We start from the raw sequence: 24,927 nt of genomic DNA on the forward strand, positions 1-24,927 counted from the left end.
TGTTCGGAGGTGCGACTCTCGCACTAACCGGAATCGCTCAGCTTAGTAGCGCGGAGACCATGACTATTCCCCAGCGTGCTGTGGCACCCGCTCCCTGCCCGATCGAGGTCGCACCGGCGCTTGCCGGGCGCGTCCAGTGTGGCAAGATCGAGGTTCCCGAGGACCGGGAAAGGGCCAATGGCCGAACGGTGACTGTCCACTTCGCCATAGTCCAGCCTGAACAGCTGGTTGCGGGCCGCGCTCCGATCCTGTTCGTCATGGGGGGCAATGGCTCGGGCCTCAAGAACCTGCAAAGGCAACCGGGCTTGGCTCAAATCCTGTCACGCAAGGATGCGGTGATCTATGTCGATCATCGCGGATCGACACCGTGGGGGAAGCCTGACATGTCGTGCCCGGAATTCCCCGAAGGCCTGGAGGCAGCCGATCCCAAGGTTGATCCGGCTAAGGTCGAGACTTGCCGCAAAAGCCTTACCAAGCGGATGGACCTCAATGCCTATGGTGCTTACGAGGCCGCGCAGGATCTGCGGGACGTGCGGCTTGCACTCGGCATTGATCGCTGGAACGTCTATGGCGTCTCTTATGGCACCACGATTGCGCAGCGCCTCAATGTAATCGATGGCAAGGCCATCGGAGCCGTCGTGCTTGACGGCATGTCGGGCATGGAGTCCAATTCCTTCGGCAAGGCCTTCGTGGTCCAGCCGCTTGTCGAGCTGATCGACGAATGCTCGGCCGCGCCGGAGTGCGCCGCAGCATTCCCCCGGTTCGAAGCCAATCTGGGCAAGGCAGCCTCCAGCCTTGAACGCCGCCCCCGCGTGATCGAGGGCCGCAAGGTCTCCAACGTGGAATTCCTCGATCAGGTCAGACTGGCGCTGGCCCATCCGGACCTGCGGGGCAAGATTCCGCTGGCGGTAGAGCGCGCTGCCAAGGGCGACCTGCTCGCTTGGCAGGGCCTCGCCAACCCGGAAGCCAATAGCGGTGGGAAGGATCCGGCCTTCACCTGGCCGAGTTCGGTCTGCCGCGACGAGTTTCCCCGCATGGATCGCCCTGGCACTGGCGCCTTCCCGACCCGCAAACTGGCGCCAGCAGTGGTTTCGGGCGCGAGGATGACGGCGTTCGAAAGCTATGATTGGGCCAGGTTCTGCCCCAGAATGGGCTTCAGTATGAGCGATCCTGCTACGATTGCCGTGGCCCGGTCCGATACGCCAGCTCTGTTTCTTGCTGGTCAACTGGACCTCGTTACTCCACGGTTCCAGAGCGAGGAGACCGCAGGCAACTTCACCACTGCCCGGATCGTCGAGTTTCCGCTGACCTTTCACTTCGTTCTGCTGAACCATTCCGAATGCGCAGGTCGTATGATCGTCAAGTTCTTCGAGAATCCGGTTGATCCGCTGGATCGGGCATGTGTCGATGAGCTGCCCGAAACCAGATGGGTTCTAAAGTAGGTCTATGCAGAGACGGTGCAGGCGGCCCATGGTATACTACGACCTATGGGGGCAGGCACTATGAGCCGAAAATCCTACGATTATCGGCAGAGAATCAATGCGCGGATTGCGCAGGCCTGCATATTGGTATACCAGAATTGAGGTCTTGCAGCTTTTGCGATCGACGATGGCAAGCCGGGAGAGATTGAATGGCTTCCAATAAGGACGAACGTCCAATGATAGCCGTCTCCGACGTGCTAGACAATGCGCCGTTCTCCGCCTTCCATTTCGGACTCATCCTGCTGTGCACGTTAGTGGCCATTGTTGACGGGTTCGATACGACAGCACTTGGCGTGATCGCACCGACGGTCGCACGGGACTGGGGCCTGAGCCTGCCGACGTTCGCGCCCGCTCTGGCGGCTTCGCTCGTCGGCATGGCCCTTGGAGGGGCGATAGGGGGTATGCTCGGTGATCGGTTTGGTCGCCGACCAGTCATGATCATAATGTTCGTAATCGTCACCCTGGCAACGCTCGCTTCGGCCTTCGCCAAGAATATTCAGCAGTTGGAGGCACTGCGGCTGCTGACTGGCCTCGGTATCGGCGGCACCATCCCGCTGGGCGCTGCTCTGGTTGCCGAATACATGCCAAAAAGGCATCGCAGCTTCCTGTTGGTCGTGATGTTCAGCGGACACGCTCTGGGCGGCACATTGGCCGGTCTCCTGGCGCCATTCCTGATTAACAACTTCGGATGGCGAAGTGTCTTTTTCGCAGGAGGCATCGCGCCGGCAATCCTGGTTTTCGCTCTCCTCGCGCTCCTTCCAGAGTCCGCCCGCTACCTCACAGCGCAGGGCACGACTGCTGCCAGAGCACGTGCGATCGGACTACTCACGAAGGCTAATGCGACAGCGCGCGTGACCGCAGGCGCGCAGCTTACGACAGGTGAACAGGCAGTGGCTCGGGGGAGCGTCGCCGATCTGTTCAAGGCCAATCGGGGATCGCAGACTGTCTTTCTCTGGATCACGTTCTTTGCGACGCAGTTCGTCCTGTTCGCCCTTGCAAGTTGGCTCACCAGTCTGCTTACACAGGCCGGACATAGCCAGGATACGGGGGCCTATGCCCAGATGCTGCACAACCTCGGTGGTGTCTTCGGCAGCCTTGCGTTCGGCCTGCTGAGTGATCGCCTGAGTGCCCGCCCGGTTCTGATTGCCGTGAATTTCGGATCAATCGTCTTCATTGCTGGTCTTGGCATGTTTGCAGCATCGGACTTCGCTCTACTGATGGCTCTCGTTTCGGGTGTTTTCGTACTTGCTGCACAACTGTGTTTGAACGCATACACGACCGGACTTTATCCCACTCCATTGCGTGCAACCGGAGTGGGCTGGGCTCTCAGTTTCGGTCGGCTCGGATCTATTTTAAGTCCGTTGGTGACAGGTGCTCTGATGGCTCGAGACTGGACGCCAAGCAGCCTCTTCTTCGCAATTGCCGCTGTGCCCTTGATAAGCATTGTCGCACTCACCTTCGTCAGAGGCGAACGCCACGAAACAAGCGACGTTATTGCAGGGCATTAGCGGTAAGTGACAGGAATGCATAACAGCGAGCGCGATGGTGATCATCGCCGCCGCCAATCTGGTTTCGACTTCTCAAGTTTCAGGAGTACAACATGAAGACCCGTGCCGCCGTTGCCTTTGCGCCGAAACAGCCGCTCGAGATTGTCGAGGTGGACCTTGAAGGCCCCAAGGCTGGTGAAGTGCTGGTCGAGATCATGGCGACGGGGGTGTGCCACACCGATGCCTACACCCTCGACGGGTTCGACAGCGAAGGGATCTTCCCCTCGATCCTGGGCCACGAAGGCGCCGGCGTGGTGCGTGAGGTTGGTGCCGGGGTGACTTCGGTCAAGCCAGGCGATCACGTGATCCCGCTTTACACCCCCGAATGCCGCCAGTGTAAGTCGTGCCTCTCGGGTAAGACCAACCTGTGCACCGCGATCCGCGCCACCCAGGGCCAGGGGCTGATGCCCGATGGCACCAGCCGGTTCAGCTACAAGGGCCAGACCATCTTCCACTACATGGGTTGCAGCACCTTCTCGAACTTCACCGTCCTGCCCGAAATCGCTGTCGCCAAGATCCGCGAAGACGCGCCCTTCCAGACCTCGTGCTACATTGGCTGCGGAGTGACCACCGGCGTTGGCGCCGTGATCAACACGGCCAAGGTCCAGGTCGGTGACAATGTCGTGGTCTTCGGCCTCGGCGGCATCGGTCTCAACGTGATCCAGGGCGCGCGGCTGGCCGGGGCGAACAAGATCATCGGCGTTGATATCAACCCAGACCGCGAGGAATGGGGCCGCAAGTTCGGGATGACCGACTTCCTCAATTCCAAGGGCATGAGCCGCGAGGACGTGGTCGCCAAGATCGTGCTGATGACCGATGGCGGCGCGGACTATACCTTCGATGCCACCGGCAATACCGAAGTGATGCGCACCGCGCTGGAAGCCTGCCATCGCGGCTGGGGTACCTCGATCATCATCGGCGTGGCCGAGGCCGGCAAGGAAATCGCCACCCGGCCGTTCCAACTCGTGACCGGACGTAACTGGCGCGGCACGGCCTTTGGCGGGGCCAAGGGCCGCACCGATGTGCCCAAGATCGTCGACATGTACATGGCGGGCAAGATCCAGATCGATCCGATGATCACCCATGTGATGGGGCTGGAAGAGATCAACACCGCCTTCGACCTGATGCACGCGGGCAAGTCGATCCGCTCGGTCGTGGTGTTCTGATGGAACAGGTCGCGGCCTGGCGGAGCCATGGCGGCACGCAGGGCGTCTATACCCACCAGTCGACCGAGACCGGCACGCCGATGACCTTTTCGGTCTTCGTGCCGGATCACGTACCGGGGCAGAAGCTGCCGGTGCTGTGGTATCTGTCGGGCCTGACCTGTACCCATGCCAATGTGACCGAAAAGGGCGAGTTCCGCGCCGCCTGCGCGGAGCACGGGGTTATCTTCGTGGCCCCGGATACCAGCCCGCGCGGCGATCTGGTGCCGGATGATGAAGACTATGACTTTGGCAAGGGCGCGGGGTTCTATGTCGATGCCGTGCAGGGCCCTTGGGCAACGTACTACCGGATGCGCAGCTATATCGAGCAGGAATTGCCCGCACTTGTTGCGGGGGATTTCCCCGTCGATATGGCGCGGCAGGGGATCACCGGCCATTCGATGGGTGGCCACGGCGCGCTGACCATCGGCTTGCGCAATCCCGATCGCTTTCGCTCGGTCAGCGCCTTTTCTCCGATCGTCAGCCCGCTGAACTGCCCCTGGGGCGAAAAGGCGCTGGGCGGCTATCTGGGGCCCGACAAGTCAACCTGGCGCGAGTACGATGCCTGCGCCCTGATCGAGGATGGCGCCCGCCTGCCCGATTTGCTGGTCGACCAGGGTGATGCCGACAATTTCCTACACGAACAACTCAAGACCGGGCTGCTCGTCATGGCCTGCCGCAAGGCCGGCATCCCGGCGACAATCCGGATGCAGCCGGGTTACGATCATTCGTACTACTTCATCTCCACTTTCATGGCCGATCACATCGGCTGGCATGCGGCGCGATTAAAGGCGTGACGCGGGCCGCGCGCATCGTCGAAATCTGCGTCAGCCACCGGGGCCGCGAGGGTCCGCTCCTGCTGATCCTGCATGATGTCCAATGCGAATTCGGCTGCGTCGATGCCGAGGCGGAGCGGGTCATCGCCCACGAACTCAATCTCAGCCGGGCCGAAGTGCACGGCGTGGTCAGTTTCTATCACGACTTTTCGGCCGAACCCGATCCGCGCCCCTGCATCGAGCTGTGCCGTGCCGAAGCGTGTCAGGCGCGCGGGGTGGAGGAACTGGTTGCTTCAGCCGAGGCTGCCGCTGGCGAGCGGGTGCGGCTGAAAACCGTCTATTGCCTGGGCCTGTGCAGCGTTGGTCCGGCGGCCCGGATCGGCGATCGTCTGCATGCGCGGCTCAATACGGCGGCGCTCGTCAAGCTGGTGCAATCGGCATGACGCTGGTGCGGATCAGCGACGACGCCCTGGCCCTGGCCTGCGGGGCGGATGCCGTGGCGGCAGCCTTTGTCGCGGCAAGCTGCACGGTCGAGCGGGTTTCGAGCTGGGGCATGCACTGGCTTGAGCCGCTGGCGGAGATCGATGGGATCGGCTTCGGACCCCTGTTTCCCGAGGATGTTGCAGCAGTGCTCGCCGGAACTTCCGACAAGCGGATCGGCGCGATTGCCGACCATCCCTTCATCAAGCGGCAGCAGCGGCTGACTTTTGCCCGCGCCGGAAAGACGCGGCCGTTGAGCCTGGACGACTATGCCGACACTGGTGGCTGGTCGGCGCTGAAGCGCGTAAAATCAATGGCTTCGCCCGAGATTGTCGCGGAGGTTGCCCACTCGGGCCTGCGCGGTCGCGGGGGTGCCGGGTTCCCGGCGGGGATCAAGTGGCGGACCGTGCTGGAGGCTCAGGGGCCCCGGAAATACGTGGTTTGCAACGCCGACGAGGGCGATAGCGGCACCTTTGCCGACCGGATGCTGATGGAGGGCGATCCGTTCCAGTTGCTGGAAGGCATGGCGATTGCCGCCCAGGCCGTCGGAGCGCAGCAGGGCTACATCTATGTCCGCAGTGAATATCCGCATGCAATCAGCAAGTTGAATGCCGCGATTGAACTGGCCCGCGAGCATATTGCCCCCTTCCGGATCGAGGTGCGGGTAGGTGCCGGGGCCTATGTCTGCGGTGAGGAAACCGCCCTGCTCAACTCGATCGAAGGCAAGCGCGGCGAGGTGCGGGCCAAGCCCCCTCTACCGGCACACGAAGGGCTGTTCGGGTGCCCTACAGTGGTACACAACGTGCTCACCCTGGCCGCTATACCGCACATCATGGTGCCCGGCGGCGCGAGCCGCTACGACAGCCTGGGTATTGACCGTTCGAAAGGCACAATGCCGATCCAGCTGGCCGGCAATATCCGGCACGGCGGCCTGTTCGAGACGGCCTTCGGCATCACCCTCAACGAATTGATCCATGATATCGGTGGCGGCACGGCTTCGGGCCGGCCGGTCAAGGGGGTGCAAGTCGGCGGCCCGCTGGGTGCCTATATCCACCCCAGCCAGTTCGACCTGCCCTTCGATTACGAAGCCTATGCCGGGGCCGATGCCCTGATCGGCCATGGCGGCGTGGTGGTGTTCGACGACCGGGCGAACATGGGTGCCCTCGCCCGCTTCGCCTTCCAGTTCTGCGCGGCGGAAAGCTGCGGCAAGTGCACCCCCTGCCGGATCGGATCGACCCGCGGCGTCGAACTGATCGACCGGATCTGGGCGGGCGGCCGCGATGCCGATGCGGTCGAGGCGCTCGCCCAGATGCACAATGCCCGCAAGGACCGCCGCAGCCGCGATGAAGACCTGCAACTGCTGGAAGACCTGTGCGAGACGATGCAGTTCGGCTCGCTCTGCGCGCTGGGCGGCTTCACGCCTTACCCCGTCCGTTCGGCGCTGAAGCACTGGCCGGAGGATTTTACATGATCCTTGGCGCGGTGCTGGCAGGCGGGCAGTCGCGGCGCTTCGGCAGCGACAAGGCGCTGGCGATGAGCCGCGGCGCGACCCTGCTAGAGCATGCCGTCGCGGCGTTGCAGGCGCAGTGCGACGCGGTGATCGTGGTGGGGCGTGCAAATGCGCAGTGCCACAACATCGATGACTGGCCGCAGGCGGGCGCCGGACCGCTCGGCGGCGTGGCGGCAGCGCTGCGATTCGGGCGCGAGGAGGGCTATTCTGCGGTCCTTACCTGCGGGGTCGACTGCCTCGACTTGCCGCACGACATAGCCGTCCGTCTGGCACCCGCGCCCGCCTATGTGGCCGAGCAACCGGTTGTCGGGCTTTGGCCTGTCGCAGCCGCCGAGGAAGCTGCCTCACGGGTCGCGGGCGAGGGCAGCCGGTCGATGCGCGCCTTCGCCGAGGCGGTCGCTGCGCGTCCGGTCAGCGTGCCGGCGATCCGCAACATCAACCGGCCCGAGGACTTGGCGGCCTCTGCCTCGCGCACGGCAGCGGCGCTTGAGGTGTCCTATGACGGCATGCCCGGTCGCCCGGTCCTGCGGCCGCTTGCCGATGAAGTGCCGGTCGCGATCGAGGTGAACGGCGTCGCCTATGCCGTCATGATGGCATCGGTGAGCGACCTTGAGGACTTCGCGGCGGGTTTTGCGCTGTCCGAAGGGTTCATCACTGCTGCGGACGAGATCATCGAGGCGGCAACCGCGCGCGTCGAGCGTGGTGTGATCCTGCGGCTCACGCTCTCGCCCGAGCGCGCGGCGCCGCTGCACGATCGGGTGCGCATGCGCGTCAGCGAGGGCAGCTGCGGGCTATGCGGTCTCGAAAGCCTCGAGGAAGTGCTGCGCCCGCTCGCTCGGCTCGCGCCGACACCTGCGCCCGCGCCTGCGGCTATCGAACGGGCCTTGCTGGCGCTTGATCGCCATCAGACCGAGGGCCTGCGCACCGGAGCGATGCATGCCGCAGCGTTCTGCGACCGCGAGGGCTATATCCTCTGCCTGCGTGAGGATGTCGGGCGCCACAATGCGCTCGACAAGCTGTTTGGCGCCTTGGCCCGGCAGCGGATCAATCCGGCACGCGGCTTCGTGGTCGTGACTGCGCGGTGCAGCTATGAACTGGTCGAGAAGACGGTGCGCGCCGGCTGTCCGGTACTGGTGGCGATTTCGGCCCCCACCAGCCTCGCGGTCGAACGCGCCCGCCAGGCCGGCCTGCACCTGATTGCACTGGCGCGGCGGGACACGATGCTGGTGTTCGAGCCCTGCGCGTTGGCGGAGGAGGGTCGCGATGCGGTATGAACGGCAGCCTGATCTCGGCACCCCCGAGGTCGTCAGCGATAGCACAGTGACGCTCTCCATCGACGGACGCGAGGTCAGCGTCCCGGCAGGCACAAGTGTCGTGCGAGCAGCCGGCCTGGCCGGTGGCAGCATTCCCAAGCTATGCGCCAGCGACAACCTCGCAGCCTACGGTTCGTGCCGCCTGTGCCTTGTCGAGATCGAGGGCGCGCGCGGCACGCCCGCTTCGTGCACCACCCCGGTTGCCGAGGGCATGGTGGTCCGTACCCAGACCCCGCACCTCCAGAAGCTGCGCAAGGGGGTGATGGAGCTCTACATCTCCGACCACCCGCTCGATTGCCTGACGTGCAGCGCCAACAACGACTGCGAGTTGCAGGATGCCGCCGCACAGGTGGGCCTGCGCGATGTGCGCTTTGGTTACGAGGGCGCAAACCACCTCGGCCTCGCGCCCGATACGTCCAACCCCTATTTCGATTTCGACCCCTCCAAGTGCATCGCCTGCTCGCGCTGCGTGCGCGCCTGCGACGAGGTACAGGGCACCTTCGCTCTGACGATGGAGGGCCGGGGCTTCGCCTCGATGATCAGCGCAGGGCAGGAGATCGACACCTTCTTCTCCAGCGACTGCGTCAGCTGCGGGGCCTGCGTGCAGGCCTGCCCGACCGCAACCTTACAGGAGAAGGCGGTCACCGCGATCGGCAAGCCCGAACGCGCGGTGGTGACGACCTGCGCCTATTGCGGCGTGGGCTGCACTTTCCGCGCCGAGATGCGCGGCGAGCAGCTTGTGCGCATGGTGCCGTGGAAGGACGGCAAGGCCAATCGCGGCCATAGCTGCGTCAAGGGCCGCTTTGCCTGGGGCTATGCCAATCACCGCGACCGCATCACCACGCCGATGATCCGCGACACCATCGACCAGCCGTGGCGCGAGGTGAGCTGGGAAGAGGCGCTCACGTTCACCGCCGCGCGGCTCAACGCGATCAAGGCGCAACATGGCGCGCGGGCGCTGGGCGGCATCACCTCCAGCCGCTGCACCAACGAGGAGACGTTCCTCGTCCAGAAGCTGGTGCGCGCCGGGTTCGGCTCCAACAATGTCGATACCTGCGCGCGGGTTTGCCATTCTCCCACCGGCTATGGCCTGAAGACCACCTTCGGCACTTCGGCGGGGACGCAGGATTTCGATTCGGTGATGGATGCGGACGTCATCCTCGTGATCGGCGCTAACCCGACCGATGCGCACCCGGTCTTCGCCAGCCGGATGAAGCGCCGCCTGCGGCAGGGCGCGAGGCTGATCGTCATCGATCCGCGCCGCATCGACCTCGTGAGGTCACCTCACATCGAGGCGGCGCATCACCTTGCCCTGCAACCGGGAACCAATGTCGCGGGGCTGACCGCGATGGCCCATGTCATCGTCACCGAGGGGCTGGCCGACGAGGCGTTCATCCGCGAACGATGCGACTGGGACGAATACCAGGACTGGGCGCGTTTCGTTGCCGACGAGCGGCACAGCCCCGAAGTGCTCGAAGCGGTGACGCGCGTTCCCGCGGCTGAATTGCGCGCCGCCGCGCGGCTCTATGCGACGGGTGGCAACGCAGCCATTTATTACGGTCTTGGCGTCACCGAACACTCGCAGGGATCGAGCACGGTTATGGCCATCGCCAACCTCGCCATGGCGACCGGCAATATCGGTCGCCCGGGTGTGGGCGTGAACCCCTTGCGCGGACAGAACAACGTGCAGGGCGCCTGCGACATGGGCAGTTTTCCGCACGAATTGCCCGGCTATCGCCACGTTTCCGATGAAGCCACCCGCGCATTGTTCGAGGCGGAATGGGGCGTGACGCTCGACCGCGAGCCGGGCTTGCGCATTCCGAACATGCTCGACGCCGCGCTCGATGGGTCATTCCGCGCGCTGTATGTGCAGGGCGAGGACATCCTCCAGTCCGATCCCAACACGCGCCATGTGGCCGCGGGGCTCGCCGCGATGGAATGCGTCATTGTCCACGACCTGTTCCTGAACGAGACCGCGAACTACGCCCACGTCTTTCTGCCGGGCAGCACCTTCCTCGAAAAGAACGGCACCTTCACCAATGCGGAACGCCGCATCCAGGGGGTGCGCAAGGTGATGGAGCCCGCCAACGGCTACGAGGACTGGGAGGTGACGCAGCTCCTCGCGCAGGCGATGGGCATCGACTGGAACTACACGCACCCGCGCGAGATCATGGACGAGATCGCGCGCCTCACGCCGACCTTCGCGGGCGTCTCCTTCGACCGGCTCGATCAATGCGGCTCGCTGCAATGGCCGGTCAACGAAGCCTTTCCCGATGGCGCGCCGGTGATGCATGTCGCGCAGTTCACAGGCGGCAAGGGCCGTTTCGTGGTGACCGACTATGTCCCCACCGACGAGAAGACCGGCCCGCGCTATCCGCTGCTGCTGACCACCGGGCGCATCCTCTCGCAATACAATGTCGGCGCGCAGACCCGCCGCACCGGCAATGTCGCCTGGCATCCCGAAGACCGGCTCGAGATGCATGCCGTAGATGCCGAGAACCGCGGGCTCAAGGATGGTGACTGGGCGCGCCTGTCGAGCCGCACTGGAGAGACGACCTTGCGCATCACCGTGACCGAGCGCGTGGCGCCGGGCGTGGTCTACACCACCTTCCACCATCCCGCGACGCAGGCCAATGTCGTCACCACCGAGTTCAGCGACTGGGCCACCAATTGTCCGGAATACAAGGTGACGGCGGTGCAGGTGATGCCCTCCAACGGGCCGACCGACTGGCAGGAGGATTACGAGGCGATGTCGCAACGCTCGCGCCGGATCGCGACTGCCGAGGAGGCCAAATAGCATGGATTTGGGTCGCCTGCGCCAGATGGCCGACCAGATCGCCCGCAACCTGGCGGTGCGGGGCGAGGAAGCGGCGGCGGCGGCCACGGCGGAGCACATCACCCGGTTCTGGGACCCTCGGATGCGCGCCGCAATCCTTGCCGATGACCGCGCGCCCCTGTCCCCTATAGCCCGCCGCGCAGTTGATCTTCTCGCCGCGCAAGCTACGCAGCACGCTCGCGGCGCGCCGGATTAGACGCGCCGATTCCCAGAAACGAAAGCGAGCCATGCCGAACGAGACACGCAACCTGATCGAAAGCTACTACGCTGCCTTCAACAAAGGCGATGCGGCCGGGATGCTGGACTGCCTGACCGAGGATGTCGCGCATGACATCAACCAGGGCGAGCGGCAGAGCGGCAAGGCGGCTTTCGCCGCTTTCCTTGCCCACATGGACCGCTGCTATCGCGAGCGGCTGACCGATATCGTCATCATGGTCGACGAGACGGGTCAGCGTGCGGCGGCGGAGTTCGTCGTGCATGGCCAATATCTTGTCACCGACGAGGGCCTGACGGAAGCACAGGGGCAGACCTATGTCCTTCCCGTGGGGGCCTTCTTCGATATCGCGGACGGCCGGATTGCGCGGGTTTCGGTTTACTACAACCTCGCCGACTGGACCCGTCAGGTCGCAGCGTGACGCTGACGATTGGCATCCTGCGCGCGGCCGAACGCGCTGCGGCGCTGGGCAGCCTCGCGCAGCTGCGGATCGCCGTGTTCCGCGCCTACCCCTATCTCTACGACGGCACCGTCGCCGACGAGACCGCATACCTTGCTGACTTCTTCGGCTCGGATGATGCGGTGCTGGTCGCCGCGCGCGACGGCGAGGCGATCATCGGGGCGGCCACGGCCTCGCCGATGCGCGATCAGGGAGAGGATTTTCGCGCGCGGTTTGCGGACGCTGGCTTCGATCCCGGGACGCTGTTCTACTTCGGCGAGTCCGTCCTGCTCCCGGAATATCGCGGGCGCGGGATCGGCTATGCCTTCTTCGACGCGCGCGAGCAGGCGGCGCGTGAAGCGGGCGCGGGTGGCGCTGCCTTTGCCGCGGTCGTCCGCCCGGCTGATCACCCCGCGCGCCCTGCCGACTACCGTCCGCTCGATCCCTTTTGGCGCGCGCGCGGCTATGCGCCCGTCGATGGGCTGACGGTGGCGATGGACTGGAAGGAAGTGGGCGAAGACAGCTCGTCCGCCAAGGCCTTGCAGGTCTGGATGCGCCAATGGTGAGCCCATTCCGCATCGCTGCGGCGCAATATCCCATCGAGGCGCTCGCTAGCTGGGAGGCCTATGCCGACAAGCTCACCCGCTGGGTCGGCGAGGCGGCCGAGGGCGGGGCATCCCTCCTGGTCTTCCCCGAATATGGCGCAATGGAGCTGGTCTCGCTCGAACCGGCCACGATGGGCGATCTGCAAGGTTCGATCGCCTTCGTCGCGGCGCTGCTGCCCGAGGTCGATGCGCTGCACGCCGAACTCGCGGCGCGCTTCGGGGTCCACATCCTCGCTGCGAGCGCGCCGTGGCAGGCACCGGACGGAAGGTTCCGCAACCGCGCACGCCTGTTTACGCCCGGCGGGATGGTGGGCGTGCAGGACAAGTTCATCATGACCCGCTTTGAGCGGGAGGAGGGGGGCATCGTCGGCGGAGATTCACTCAACCTGTTCGACACCGCGCTTGGCCGGATTGGGGTGTGCATCTGCTACGACAGCGAGTTCCCGCTGATCGCCCGCGCGCTGGTCGAAGCTGGGGCGGAGATCCTGCTCGTCCCCTCCTGCACCGACAGCCTGCACGGATATCACCGCGTGAGGATCGGATCGCAGGCAAGGGCGCTCGAAGGGCAGTGCTACACCGTGCAGTCACCCACCGTGGGCACAGCGGACTGGTCACCGGCGGTCGACGTCAATCGCGGGGCGGCGGCGGTTTACGGTCCGCCGGATTGCGGGTTTCCCGAGGACGGGGTAATTGCACAAGGTGTGCTTGACCAGCCGGGCTGGGTGTATGCCGAGGTCGATCTCGCTGCGGTCGGCATGGTGCGCGAAGATGGCAGCGTGCTCAATGTCGCGCATTGGCAGGAACAGTGCCCATTAGATCGCGCTCCGGACACCGTGGTCATCAGTTGCCATTAAGCTCAAGACTTATTGATCACAGCCAGAAGAGCACGGTGGCGACCAGTGCGAGGGCGGAGAAGTAGACGGTTGGGCAACGGTCATATCGCGTTGCCACGCGGCGCCAGTCCTTGAGGCGGCCGAACATGATCTCGATGCGGTAACGCCGTTGGTCCCCCTGCTTATCGTTTTTGACGGGCAGAGATTGGGATTTGCGGCCCGGAATGCACGATCTAATGCTCTTTTTGCTCCAGGGCATCTTGGAAGCAGTCAGCGTCATAGCCGCGGTCGGTGAGCATGCACTTGGCCTTGGGCAAATTGTCCCACCCGGCGCGCTTGTGCCGGGGCCGCAGCACGAATATCAAACCGGCGGACTCTCGTTATGACCGCGGGACCACCGGGGGCAGGTCATCGAGTAAGGCCGCGGCACCGGTATAATCGCTGACCTGGCCGGCCGTGACGAAGAAGCTCAAAGGGCGCCCATTTGCATCAGTCACGCCGTGCTACTTCCTATGCATATTGGCCTTGGTCCGTCCGATCAGGCGCTCGAGATCCCCTTTTACCTCAAAGCTGGAAGCCGCGCGGTGGACTTTGAGATAGGCTGCATCGATCATGACGGTCTGCGGTTCGGCTTTCTGGGCAGATAGACCTTCCATCATCTGAGTGAACACGTCCATCTCATCCAACCGTTTACAGAGATTATACAATGTCTTATGAGGCCCGTATTCTCTGGGCGCATCCCGCCAGCGCAGGCCATTCCGGTTGACGAAGATGATCCCGCTGAGCACCCGCCGGTCGTCAACTCGGGGCTCGCCGTGGCTCTTGGGGAAACATGGCGAAAGGCGCGCCATCTGCCCGTCTGTCAGCCAAGACAGGTCGCGCATACCCAGTCTCCTCGCGGAGCCTGAATCACATCGGCATCAGTCAAAGAATGGCTCCTGAGCCTAGCCAGTGGGTCTGGGTAGCCGTGAGAACACTCGGTCGAACCGCACCAGAGCTTCAGCGGTATCCTCCTCCGACATGGTCCCCGAAATGTAGATCCGGCTGCCGGCGCCGATCGACAGGCCTTCCTCCATGCAGATCACGCGGAAGGTGGCGCGCCGGGCTGCATCGGCGCCTTCCAGTTCGGCCGGAGAATAAGCGGCATCGGCCCTGAGGAAATCGACGTAGATCTGGCCCCGCGGTCCTTGCAGGAACAGGTCGTCGTGGCCGTGCGCGGCAGCCATTTCGCGCAGCCCCTGCCTGAATCGGGCCTGGATGCGGTCGACATTGACAAACCATGCTCCGTTATCCTCTGCGAGGAGATCAAAGGTTGCGATCGCCGCCGCCATTCCCAAGGGGAAGCAGTTGAACGTACCGGCCCCAACAACCCTGCGATCGCTGAGAAGGCCCATAATATCGGCTCGGCCAGCCACAGCCGCGAATGGCAGTCCGGCAGCAATCGCCTTGCCATAGGTGGCGAGATCCGGCGTTACGCCAAACAACTTCTGTGCGCCGCCCAGATCCACCCGAAAGCCCGTAATCACCTCGTCGAAGCACAGCAGAACGCCGAAGCGATTGCAAAGCTTGCGAACCGCTTCGAGATAGCCCGGGCGGGGCGGGCAACCACCGAAGTTGCACATGATCGGTTCCATATGCACCAGGGCGATCTGGTCGCCGTACCGCTCCAGCAACGCTTCCAGCGCATCTGCATCGTTCCATTTGATCTTGTATTGGTCGAGGAGTGCCACCGGTGATCGACCTTCGGTAGACGTATTGAAGCCGCCCGCAGTTCCCGGAAGATCGATTGGGTGTGGCGGTGCGTCTGGGTCGGGGTTGATTGATCCACCCAGAACACTGTCCATCCAGCCGTGATAGTGGCCATCGAAACGGAGCACGTAAGGCCGGTTCGTGAATGCCCGAGCAAGGCGGAACACGAGCTGCACGACCTCGGATCCTGACAGGCCGTATTTAACCAGTTCCGCGCAAGGTATCGCGCTGGACATGCGCTCGCCGAGCTCGACTTCGAGCGGCGAGTAGAACTGGCCGGGTAAGGGGGACGGCAGCGTTCGGAGCTGGGCATCGACTGCCGCGATCCAAGGCTGATACCCGTGACCGAAGATCAAAGGGCCCATGGTCAGGGCGAGGTCGATATAGTCTCGACCCTCGACATCGAAGATGCGGTGGCCGGCCGCGCGCTGTGCGAAAATGGGTGCAATCGGCAATGCGGGCGCGAGGTTGCTCTGTGGACCAGTCAGTACTCTTGCTGCCCGATGCGCCCAGTCTGCGTTGGTGTTTGCCATGGTGGCCCCTGATCCTAGTATACCAAATGGGTTGCTAGTTGCGAATTATCGTGATGTAAATTGTCAACTACGCCCTCCCATGCCGATGTTAGTATACTATTGACTGCAATGAGGGCAAAGCTGAGCGGTCTGGCCGCTCACCGTGTTTCCCATGGAAAACTGTCGAGCCGTTCTGTGCCGTTAGGTGTCACGAGAACCTGGGTTTCTAGTTTGACGCATTCACGTCCTCCCTGCTCGCCGATCAGGCTCTCAACGCAAAAGACCATGCCGTCTTCAAACCGGCCGGGCAACAGGTCGGCTGGGTCGGTAGCATAGGGTACGCCGGGATATTCATCAGCCATGCCGACACCGTGCAATGCGCAGGAGTAGCGGTTGGCCATGAAGCGTTCGGGAATCCGCCAAGTCTTTTCCATATACTCCCGGAACTCCATGCCCGGATGAATCAAGTTGGCGTTGTGAAGCAACTGTTCGAGTGCGGTGCTGTACAACGTGCTCTGTTCATCGGTCATCCGTGTGTGGCCGATGGTCCAGGATCGCGAAAGATCCGCGCAATAACCATAGGGTCCGATCATATCGGTGTCGAAAGCTAGCATATCCCCCAACTTGCCGACATGATCGGAACATTCCTGAAACCAAGGATTGGTGCGCTCTCCGATAGTCAGGAGTCGGGTTTCCAGCCATTCGCCACCTGACCGGATATTCTCGTAATGAAGTTCCGCCCAGATTTCCTGCTCGGTCTTGCCGGGGAGCGAGTGCTCATACATCCGCGCCATTCCTGCTTCGCACACTCGAATCGTCCAGCGCATCAGTTCGATCTCATCGAAGCTCTTGATCAGCCTGGCCTGCTCGGTCATCTGCTGGCCTTCGACCAACGTCAGCCCTTGCCGCCGTAGCGCATCGGCGCCCGGAAGTTCGAGCTTGTCGGTGCCAAGCCTGAGGTTGCCGCCACCACGCTCGCGCACTGCCGAAGCGATTTCCGCAGCCCATTGTTCCGCCCGTTCCTCAAGATAGGGACCGGAATACATATAGAAGAACGGATTGGCGCTGCGGATCTCGTCGAGTGTCTCGAGTCCTTTCGCGAGATGCTCGGCACCGGGATACTCGAAATCAATCGCGTGGCCATCAGCGAAGACCAATGCATAGTGGAACGGGTTGTGCGTCCCCCACAACTGCATGTTCGACACATCCAGCGCATATCGAATGTTGACCGGATCGAAGAGCAGGATGGCCGCGCAATCATGCTTGATAACCTGGTCAACCAAGCGCTGCTTGCGATAGGCGCGGGCGGCCCTGAGCGTGTCGAGAGGCACGGGGCTGCGAAGCGGCTTATCGGCTCCCTCCGGATTGAGATAGGCTGCCTTGCGGGCGTCTTTGAAAACTCGGCTCACGACCTTTTCCTTTGAGTCAATGTTCCGTATTTGTTTTGGCGCGGTATAGTGCGATTTCCCACTGGATCGGGCTTTGATGGCGTTGACGAGCAACCCGTTCTTTGTTGCCGTTGGTTGCTTGCCATTTGATCATCGAACGAAGCCCTCGTCGGCGGCCAATGTTGCGCGCCGGAAGGCCAGCCATGCAAGTGGCACCAGCAAGAGTTCGATGGCCAAGGCGACAGCGATGAAGGCTGTGCCGATATCGCTCGACGGATGACCCGCCTGCAGCAGCGACAGCGCCCGTCCTATCCCGCCAAGCACCACGATGGCGAAGCAAAGCTGGAGAATGAGACCGTAGCGGCGCAAGTCACCAAGGCAGACCAACTGGATCGCTCCCAATCCCAACCAGACCGCACCTAGGAACCGGACCTGGCTGTCGAGCACCGGATCAAACGGAGCCACTGCCGCAGTTCCGACACCGATGTTAGCCTGCCCGGCGACTCCCACGATCACGTCCATCGCCCCGGTCAGCAAGGCAATCAGCGAGAGCAGCACGGTAGTTATCTTCACGAACCTCATGTCGGTTCCCCCTTCGATGCATCCAGTGCTTCGCCAATCGCCCGGTTGAAGACGTGCGAGCCGGTAAGGTTCTGCCCCCCGTCAACGGCAATGCGCGCGCCGGTAAGGTAAGACGCGAGCGGCGTGGCCAGGAACGCCGCGACATTGGCGACGTCTTCAAGCTTGCCCATCCGGCCCAGCGGCGTCATCGCCTTCCAGATCGCTTCGGCGCTTTCCCCGCCCATCCGGTTCATGCCTTCGGTGCCCTCGATCGGTCCGGGCACGATGCTGTTTGCCCTGATCCCGTAGCGCCCCCATTCGAGCGCGAGGTTCGCCATCAGGTTGTCGATCCCGGCCTTGGCCGCGCCGACATGCGCCTGATAGGCAAAGGGCACATAGGATTGCCCGCCCGAAACAAACAGCAGGCTCCCCCGCGTCTGCCGCAACTGCTCGAAACAGGCGTGGGCGGCGTGGAATGCGCCGAGCAGGTCGATCTCGACCACGGTGCGGAATCCCTTGGGCGAAATGGCCTCTGCCGGCGCAACAAAGTTTCCGGCGGCCCCGCAGACCGCAAAGCTTATCGGCCCCAACGCCTCTCCGCAGGTCGCGACGGCAGCTTGCACCGCCGCATCATCGCGCACGTCGGCGACCGCAGTGAAGACCGTGGCGCCGCACGCTTCGAGCTCCTTGCGCCCGGCGTCGAGCCGCTCTGCCGTGCGTCCGCAGATGCCGACACTGGCTCCGAGCCGAGCCAGCGCCTTGCCGATGGCCAGATTGATCCCGCTGCCGCCGCCGGTGATGAAAGCCACCTGATCGCGCAGGGCGTGGGGGCAGATAATGTCGGTGATCATTCGCGGGGCCCATCCAGTCAGAAGTTTGACGCTGACTAGGGCGGGCTCTGCCAGCACCTGCCCATACTTTTGGATGGCCAGATCTCCGTTCGCGTCGATCAAGCGGATCGCAACTGACAGGGAGAGCCATAGTGTCGGATCGGGTTGAGCTCGTTGTTGCGGACGGTGTTGCCGAGGTACGGCTCAACCGGCAGGAAAAGCTGAATGCGCTGGATTTCGGAACCTTTGACCTGCTGATCGAAGCGGGACAGGCACTCGCAGCAATGCCGGGCCTAAGGGCGGTCGTGCTCAGCGGGAACGGGCGCAGCTTTTCGGTCGGCATTGATCTGGACGCGCTGGCGAATGAAGGAGCCAGCGCGCTTTCCAATCTTGCGGCGCGCACGCACGGCGATGCCAACCTGTTCCAGCAAGTCGCCCTGCAATGGCGGGTCCTGCCCGTGCCGGTGATCGCGGCGATCCAGGGGCATGCGCTGGGCGGCGGAATGCAACTGGCACTGGGTGCCGACATTCGCATCGCCGCGCCCGATGCCCGGCTGTCGATCCGGGAAGTGGTCTGGGGGCTGGTCCCGGACATGGCTGGCACCGTGCTGCTGCGCCAGCTGGTCCGGTCGGATGTCCTGCGCGATCTGCTGTTCTCCGGTCGGATCGTGACCGGCGAGGAAGCCCTTGAACTTGGGCTCGCGACCCGATTGGCGGCCGATCCGCTCGCCGCTGCTCGCCAATTGGCGCGCGAAATCGCTGCGTCCAGCCCTGACGCCGTCCGGGCCGCAAAGCGTTTGGTCAATGCCGGAGGTGCCGGAGCGTCGGATCGCGACATGCTCCTGGCCGAGGCTGCCGAGCAGCAGGCGCTGCTCGCTTCGGCCAATCACCGCGAGGCGCTGCAGGCTCACGCCGAAAAGCGCCCGCCCGTCTATTGCGACTGATCGATCCGGAGACAAAGACAATGCAATTCACGCAAGGCCTTGAACGCGCCGTTCAGCACCATCCGGACATGACGGCGACTATCTGCGGTTCGCGCATCCAGACGTTTGCAGAGCTCTACGACAGGGTTACGCGGCTGGCGGGCGGACTGGCATCCCGAACCCTCGGTAAAGGTGCGCGCATCGCTGTGCTGGCGCTCAACAGCGATCATTACCTTGAGGTCTATTTGGCGACAGCCTGGGCGGGCGGGGTGATCGTGCCTGTCAACTTCCGCTGGAGCCCGACCGAGATCGCCTATTCGCTCAACGATGCGGGGTGTGTGGCGTTGATGGTCGACCAGCATTATGCCGCGCTGGTTCCTACATTGCGGAAGCAATGCCCCGGTCTGCAGCATATCTTCCTGATGGGCGGGGCCGAGGAATCGGAGGACCTTCCGGGCCTTGACGCGCTGATTGCAGCGGCGGAGCCTTTGCCAAATGCAGGGGCAGGCGGCGATGACCTGCTGGGCATCTTCTACACCGGCGGCACCACCGGGCGGCCCAAGGGCGTGATGCTGAGCCATGCCAATCTGTGTTCCTCCGGCCTGTCGATGCTGGCCGAGGGCGTGTTCAACGAAGGCGCGGTCGGGCTGCACGTGGCACCGATGTTCCACCTTGCCGACATGCTGCTCACCACCTGTCTGGTGCTGCGCGGCTGCACTCACGTCATGCTCCCCACCTTCAGTCCCGAAGCCGTGCTCGATCATGTCGCGCGGTTTGGGGTCACCGATACGCTGGTGGTTCCGGCCATGCTTCAGGCGATCGTCGATCATCCTGCGATCGGGAATTTCGACACGTCGAGCCTGTGCAACATCCTCTACGGCGCCTCACCCGCCTCCGAAACACTGCTGCGGCGCACGATGACGGCCTTCCCGGGCGTGCTCCTGACTCAGGGCTATGGCATGACCGAAAGCGCGGCCTTCATCTGCGCGCTGCCCTGGCACCAGCATGTCGTAGACAATGACGACCCGAACCGGCTGCGCGCGGCCGGGCGATCGACCTTCGATGTCCATCTGCTGATAGTCGATTCCGATGACCGCGAGCTCCCGCGCGGTGAGATTGGCGAAATCATCGTCAAGGGGCCAAATGTAATGCAAGGCTATTACAACATGCCCGAAGCGACCGCCGAAACCTTGCGCGGCGGCTGGCTGCATACCGGTGACATGGCCTGGATGGACGAGGAGGGCTATGTCTTCATCGTCGACCGGGCGAAGGACATGATTATCTCAGGCGGCGAGAACATCTATTCCGCCGAAGTCGAAAATGCTGTCGCCAGCCACCCCGCTGTTGCAGCCAATGCGGTGATCGGGATTCCCCACGAGCAGATGGGTGAAACCGTGCATGTCGCCCTGGTCCTGCGCCCAGGCTGCGAGCTGACGCTTGATGCACTCCAGGCCCATTGCCGGGCCTTGATTGCCGGATACAAGGTGCCGCGCAGCATGGAAGTCAGGCCCAGCCTGCCGCTGTCCGGAGCGGGCAAGATCCTGAAGACCGAACTGCGCGAACCCTTCTGGAAGGGGCGGGACAGGGCCGTGGGTTAACCCCTCGCCTTACGGAAAAATCGCCAAGCCAAACTTTCGTCGAGGCGCGCCTTGCCATCAGCTGGCATGTTTGCCGAAATACCCGGCCCAGGAGAGTCTGATGTCCACGTCACCGCAGAATGCAGCTGCCCAGTTCAATGCGTTGCGGTCCTGCCCCAGGGTGGCTTGGCCGACAGTGGCACTGTTCGTCGTTTGCACCAGCATCATTGGCGGTGTGTGGTACGCTGCAATCGCCCACGGGTTTCCGCTCTGGCTGGGGGCGATCGTGAACGGGGTCACGGCCTACTACCTGTTCAGCGTCGTGCACGATTCCTCGCACAATGCTGTGAGCAAGATAAAGTGGGTCAACGAACTGCTCGGCCGGATCGGCCTGGTCTATTTCGCGCCGCTCGCGCCGATGGACGTGGCCCGCTACATCCATATGGCGCACCACAAGTATGCCAATGATCCCGAGCGCGATCCGGATGGCTACGCTCACAAGCTGGACATGTGGTTCCCGCTGCGCTGGCTCAATTTCGATTACTATTATACCAAGTGGTTCTTCCAGAAAGGCGGCGATTTTGCGCGCCGGAAGTACCCGGCTCTGTTTGCCTATGTTGCCTTCATCCTCTCGACCTGTGCCCTGATCATCTGGCTTGGATACGGACTGGAGCTGCTGATGCTGTGGTTCATCCCGACCCGGATCAGCTCATTCCTGTTCGTGCTCGTGTTCAGCTTCCTGACCCACCAGCCGTTCGAAACCTATGCCAAGGAAGACGAATACAAGGCGACCGCACTGCGAATGGGCGGGGAGTGGATCCTTTCGCCCCTGATGGCCAACCACAATTACCACCTGATCCACCACCTTTACCCCACCGCGCCGTTCTACAACTACATTAAGATCATGAAGCTGCGCGGTGATGAGATCCTGGCCAGGGACCCGCTGATGCCGCCGACTTTCGGGCTCTCGCCGCGGACGAAGGAGCTGGCTAACCACTAAGCGCTTGGTCGCGGCATTTCCTCTGCCCATACAAAAGTATGGGTTGGCCTCGTGCGCGCCGCTATAACCTACATGACCGTGTCGGGATGTGGAACGCGGAGTAGCCGCCTTGAATTACCCCAGAGGCAAGACGACACCGCCGGTTTCCGGCACCGACCTGATCCGCAGGGATGCTCTGGTTGATCAGCTTCTCGTTGACGTGCAGGCTCGGGACCTCGTCCTTGCCGTGGCCCCTGCAGGCTATGGCAAGACAGTGCTGCTTACCTCGCTTTATGAGGCGCTGATCCAGAAAAAGGGCGTGGCCTTCTGGTACAACTGCGACCGGACCGATGTGGTGCCTCGCAAGCTCGCCGCGTTCCTGCTGGAGGTAACTTCGGCCACAGGCGGGCTCGCCGCGGATGACAGCCTCGGCCTCGAAGCCAGTCCGGCATCACTGGCGAGCCTGATCGGCGCGGGTCTTGACCACGGCAAATGTCATACGACGGTCATCATCGAGAACTACCATCTGGCACAGTCTCAGGAAACCGATGCGCTGATCGAGGCCTTGCTGGCATCGGAATCCGCCTATCTGCATCTGGTCATCTCCTCGCGCGTCAAACCGGGGTTTGCCACACGCAAACTCATGTTGGCCGGCCGCGTTGCAGAACTGAGAGTGCGTGACCTTGCCTTCACCAGGAGCGAGCTCGATGTCCTGGCGCAAACAGTCATCCCCGGCAGTGGCGGGGCAGATCTCGGCGGCGTCCTGGAAAGGACAGAGGGCTGGCCGGTCGCTATCCGCCTGTTTCTCATCGCGCTAAAGGACGGCGCAGATACCAAGCGGCTGCTTGACGAGATATCTTCCCGAGAAGCGGACGTCGCCGAATACCTGTCGGAGGAAGTCCTGCGCGGCCAACCGCAGGAAGTTCAGGATTTTCTCGTGGCAACCTGCTTTCTCGAACAGTTCGGTCAGGCCCTCTGCGAAGCGGTGCTACCTGATACCGATGCGGCAGAGATGATCGAACAGGTCCGGCGCAACAATCTCTTCATCGTCAAGCTTGAAACCGACAGCGGCTGGTTCCGCTACCATCCGATTTTCCGCCAGCATTTGCTGTCGCAGTTCGAACGGCTGCCTCGGCAAAGGCAGGCTGAAATGCGCAGCGCAGCAGGCACTTGGTACGAGTCCAATGGCCATCTTGCAGAGGCCATCGATATGGCCCTGCTATCAGGCGACGCAGGCCGGGCGCGGACGTTGCTGGCCCGGCTGGCACCGGAACTGGTTTCTGTTCGCGGTGATCTCGCGACATTCCTCCAGCTGCTGTCGCGGTTCCCTAAAGGCATGATCGAGGACGATTCCACGCTTCTCTACTGGCAAGCCTGGGCGATGTTCTTCGCTCGCCGCTACCGCCAGGCGGCTGCGCTGGTCGCGAACCTGCATCGCAATGCACTGACCGGTACTGGCGTGGCAATTGACGAGGGCCTGCGCAACCAGATCGGCTTGCTGGACACGCTCTCAGCGACTTTCATGGACGACATGGTAACGGCCCGGCGGGCCGCCATCGACTGGCTGAGCAACAACGTCCATGCAGACCCGTTCGATCGCGCGACCGTAGCGTGCAGTCTGATCCTCTCGTCGCTGGCCTTCCTCGATCTTTCTGCGGCAAGACGTGCCTATGACCTGGCCCTCCGGGCGATTTCCGACAGCGACAGCGCCTATGGCACTGCCTGGGTTTGCGGGATCGGGATGACGATGGATCTGGTCGCGGGCGAACCGCGGCAGGCCCTCGCACGGATCGAAGCATTGGGCTCCGGTTGGTCGGAAGCACCCGCCGCGCCAAGCAACATCTCTTCCACGCTCGCGCTGCTGGCAGCCGCAGCCTATTACCATATGGGAGTGATCGACCGCGCGGAATCGCTCGTCAACGACAACCTTCACATGATTTCCGAACACGGCGTGAGCGAAACGGCTGCGTTCGGCCTGGCAGCATGTTTGCGGGTCACGGCGATCAAGGCGGGGGCATCGCATGCCCTTGCGCTGGCGCGCAAGATGGAGTCGGGACTGGCAAAGGCTTACGCACCACGCCTTGCCTTCACCTTGCGCTACGAGCGAGTCCTCCTGCTGTTCCGGGCCGGTCGCAGCGAAGAGGCAATCGAGGAGGCTTCGGCCATTACCGAAGTCCAGCCGCTTGGCGAACGCCGGCAAGACGAAAGCGAGGTGGACCTGCCCAGCGTCAGAGAGCTTCGCCAGATTGTTTCGGCCCGGGTGGCAATAGCGGACCAGGCCTGGAACGAGGCACTGCGCATCCTGACCGGCCTGATCAGCGCCGCCCGGCACGGCGGGCGCAACCTGCGTCTGGTTCAGGCACTGATCCTCAAGGCCGCCGTCCACTACAACCAGGGTGACAGTGTGAAAGCCGTCCGCGCCTTTCTCGACGCCGTGGCGGTCGCGCATGATCGGAGTCTCATCCAGATTTTCATCGACGATGCCCAGCTTTGCCGCCCGCTTGTCGCTGCAGCCTTGGCTGGGTTGGATCCCGGCGTTGCGGGGCCGATAGCGGAACCCAACTTCCTGCAGAGCTTGCAAGAGCGCCTCGGACTCGAGAGCCAGGTCGCCAAACCCGCCGACGAACTGCACGCGCCGCTCGAACCGCTCACCGCGCGCGAGAAGTTGATGGTCGAGCTGCTGCTCGCGGGCCTACGCAACCGCGAGATTGCCGCGCGACTTGCCATGTCGGAAGCCACAGTTAAGTGGCACCTTTACAATCTATACAGTAAGCTTGGCGTGAACAACCGGACCGCAGCAATCCATCGTGCGCGCGCGCTCGGTCTTGCCTCGGTGTAGATCGGTTAGTGAGCCGAGTGTGAATACGCTGAGCTCGACCCAAATGATCGTGATATCGAAGCTTTAATGACAGGAGCTTCGCGAAAGACCACTGCTAATCATGATGCGCTGAGTGATGAGGCTCATCCAGGCTGTGTCTGGATGAACGCTACCCCCGGCCGAGGTGCCCCCTGCATCGATCGAAGGATCGCCTCTCCCCTGAAAAGGGAGGAGAGAAGGGGAGAGGCGAAGCTGATGAATTCGACATGGCGGGGTGGCAAATGCTAACACGAGAGGCGCCTTGCTTAATGGCATCACTGGAGGACGCGATCATAAGGGTGACTGATAGTGGCA

General features: G+C 63.1%; 20 protein-coding genes and 1 pseudogene. 16 read left to right on the forward strand and 5 right to left on the reverse strand.

The features are described 5' to 3' along the window. Positions 1–59: 59 nt before the first annotated feature. The 12 genes from G9408_RS15985 to G9408_RS16040 all read left to right on the forward strand — a co-directional run bounded on the left by G9408_RS15985 (position 60) and on the right by G9408_RS16040 (position 13,257). Positions 60–1,442, forward strand: a complete 1,383-nt coding sequence (locus tag G9408_RS15985; RefSeq protein ID WP_168454902.1) for an alpha/beta fold hydrolase — start codon at positions 60–62, stop codon at positions 1,440–1,442. Positions 1,443–1,630: 188 nt separating this feature from the next. Continuing rightward, positions 1,631–2,989 (forward strand): MFS transporter, encoded by a 1,359-nt coding sequence (locus tag G9408_RS15990; RefSeq protein ID WP_168454903.1) that lies wholly within the window; start codon positions 1,631–1,633, stop codon positions 2,987–2,989. A gap of 92 nt (positions 2,990–3,081) precedes the next feature. After that, positions 3,082–4,194 carry an S-(hydroxymethyl)glutathione dehydrogenase/class III alcohol dehydrogenase gene (locus G9408_RS15995; RefSeq protein WP_168454904.1) on the forward strand — a complete coding sequence of 371 codons (1,113 nt, stop codon included), beginning with the start codon at positions 3,082–3,084 and terminating at the stop codon, positions 4,192–4,194. Next, positions 4,194–5,027, forward strand: a complete 834-nt coding sequence (gene fghA / locus G9408_RS16000; protein ID WP_168454905.1) for an S-formylglutathione hydrolase — start codon at positions 4,194–4,196, stop codon at positions 5,025–5,027. The genes G9408_RS15995 and fghA overlap by 1 nt, the downstream gene beginning before the upstream one ends. Continuing rightward, positions 5,024–5,449 carry an NAD(P)H-dependent oxidoreductase subunit E gene (locus G9408_RS16005; RefSeq protein WP_168454906.1) on the forward strand — a complete coding sequence of 142 codons (426 nt, stop codon included), beginning with the start codon at positions 5,024–5,026 and terminating at the stop codon, positions 5,447–5,449. Before fghA ends, G9408_RS16005 begins: the two co-directional genes overlap by 4 nt. Beyond that, positions 5,446–6,957, forward strand: coding sequence for an NADH-ubiquinone oxidoreductase-F iron-sulfur binding region domain-containing protein (locus G9408_RS16010; RefSeq protein WP_168454907.1), 1,512 nt, complete (start codon positions 5,446–5,448; stop codon positions 6,955–6,957). Before G9408_RS16005 ends, G9408_RS16010 begins: the two co-directional genes overlap by 4 nt. Further along, a complete protein-coding gene (gene fdhD, locus G9408_RS16715; protein ID WP_168454908.1) occupies positions 6,954–8,270 on the forward strand; it encodes a formate dehydrogenase accessory sulfurtransferase FdhD in 1,317 nt (438 codons plus the stop codon). The genes G9408_RS16010 and fdhD overlap by 4 nt, the downstream gene beginning before the upstream one ends. Beyond that, the gene (gene fdhF / locus G9408_RS16020) at positions 8,260–11,106 is read left to right on the forward strand and encodes a formate dehydrogenase subunit alpha (protein WP_168454957.1); all 2,847 of its coding nucleotides are present in this window, start codon (positions 8,260–8,262) and stop codon (positions 11,104–11,106) included. The genes fdhD and fdhF overlap by 11 nt, the downstream gene beginning before the upstream one ends. Position 11,107: 1 nt before the next feature. Next, positions 11,108–11,341: a formate dehydrogenase subunit delta gene (locus G9408_RS16025; protein ID WP_328804490.1), complete on the forward strand. Its 234-nt coding sequence runs from the start codon at positions 11,108–11,110 to the stop codon at positions 11,339–11,341. Continuing rightward, positions 11,289–11,780 carry a ketosteroid isomerase-related protein gene (locus tag G9408_RS16030; protein ID WP_408021887.1) on the forward strand — a complete coding sequence of 164 codons (492 nt, stop codon included), beginning with the start codon at positions 11,289–11,291 and terminating at the stop codon, positions 11,778–11,780. The genes G9408_RS16025 and G9408_RS16030 overlap by 53 nt, the downstream gene beginning before the upstream one ends. Continuing rightward, positions 11,777–12,364 (forward strand): GNAT family N-acetyltransferase, encoded by a 588-nt coding sequence (locus G9408_RS16035; protein ID WP_168454909.1) that lies wholly within the window; start codon positions 11,777–11,779, stop codon positions 12,362–12,364. Before G9408_RS16030 ends, G9408_RS16035 begins: the two co-directional genes overlap by 4 nt. Then, positions 12,358–13,257, forward strand: coding sequence for a carbon-nitrogen hydrolase family protein (locus G9408_RS16040; RefSeq protein ID WP_168454910.1), 900 nt, complete (start codon positions 12,358–12,360; stop codon positions 13,255–13,257). Before G9408_RS16035 ends, G9408_RS16040 begins: the two co-directional genes overlap by 7 nt. 16 nt (positions 13,258–13,273) lie before the next feature. Here G9408_RS16040 and G9408_RS16045 read toward each other — a convergent pair. The 5 genes and pseudogenes from G9408_RS16045 to G9408_RS16065 all read right to left on the reverse strand — a co-directional run bounded on the left by G9408_RS16045 (position 13,274) and on the right by G9408_RS16065 (position 18,297). Continuing rightward, positions 13,274–14,120: pseudogene (locus G9408_RS16045) on the reverse strand (IS5 family transposase). A 60-nt stretch (positions 14,121–14,180) separates the two neighbouring features. Further along, complete coding sequence (locus tag G9408_RS16050; protein ID WP_168454911.1) at positions 14,181–15,518, reverse strand: aspartate aminotransferase family protein; 1,338 nt, start codon at positions 15,516–15,518, stop codon at positions 14,181–14,183. A gap of 137 nt (positions 15,519–15,655) precedes the next feature. Next, positions 15,656–16,906 (reverse strand): M24 family metallopeptidase, encoded by a 1,251-nt coding sequence (locus G9408_RS16720; protein ID WP_210423406.1) that lies wholly within the window; start codon positions 16,904–16,906, stop codon positions 15,656–15,658. A 129-nt stretch (positions 16,907–17,035) separates the two neighbouring features. Continuing rightward, complete coding sequence (locus G9408_RS16060) at positions 17,036–17,467, reverse strand: DUF4345 domain-containing protein (protein ID WP_168454912.1); 432 nt, start codon at positions 17,465–17,467, stop codon at positions 17,036–17,038. Then, positions 17,464–18,297: an SDR family oxidoreductase gene (locus tag G9408_RS16065; protein ID WP_168454913.1), complete on the reverse strand. Its 834-nt coding sequence runs from the start codon at positions 18,295–18,297 to the stop codon at positions 17,464–17,466. Before G9408_RS16065 ends, G9408_RS16060 begins: the two co-directional genes overlap by 4 nt. 131 nt (positions 18,298–18,428) lie before the next feature. Here G9408_RS16065 and G9408_RS16070 point away from each other — a divergent pair, with 131 nt between their 5' ends. The 4 genes from G9408_RS16070 (at position 18,429) to G9408_RS16085 (ending at position 24,594) form a co-directional block, all read left to right on the forward strand. Beyond that, positions 18,429–19,220 carry a crotonase/enoyl-CoA hydratase family protein gene (locus G9408_RS16070; RefSeq protein WP_328804491.1) on the forward strand — a complete coding sequence of 264 codons (792 nt, stop codon included), beginning with the start codon at positions 18,429–18,431 and terminating at the stop codon, positions 19,218–19,220. 20 nt (positions 19,221–19,240) lie between these two features. Beyond that, a complete protein-coding gene (locus tag G9408_RS16075; RefSeq protein ID WP_168454914.1) occupies positions 19,241–20,797 on the forward strand; it encodes a class I adenylate-forming enzyme family protein in 1,557 nt (518 codons plus the stop codon). A gap of 100 nt (positions 20,798–20,897) precedes the next feature. Continuing rightward, on the forward strand, positions 20,898–21,776 hold the full coding sequence (locus tag G9408_RS16080) for a fatty acid desaturase (protein ID WP_168454915.1): 879 nt from the start codon (positions 20,898–20,900) through the stop codon (positions 21,774–21,776). A gap of 109 nt (positions 21,777–21,885) precedes the next feature. Then, the gene (locus tag G9408_RS16085; RefSeq protein ID WP_168454916.1) at positions 21,886–24,594 is read left to right on the forward strand and encodes a LuxR C-terminal-related transcriptional regulator; all 2,709 of its coding nucleotides are present in this window, start codon (positions 21,886–21,888) and stop codon (positions 24,592–24,594) included. The last annotated feature ends 333 nt before the right edge of the window (positions 24,595–24,927 follow it).

This window comes from Sphingopyxis microcysteis, assembly GCF_012274265.1.
Taxonomy (GTDB): domain Bacteria; phylum Pseudomonadota; class Alphaproteobacteria; order Sphingomonadales; family Sphingomonadaceae; genus Sphingopyxis; species Sphingopyxis microcysteis.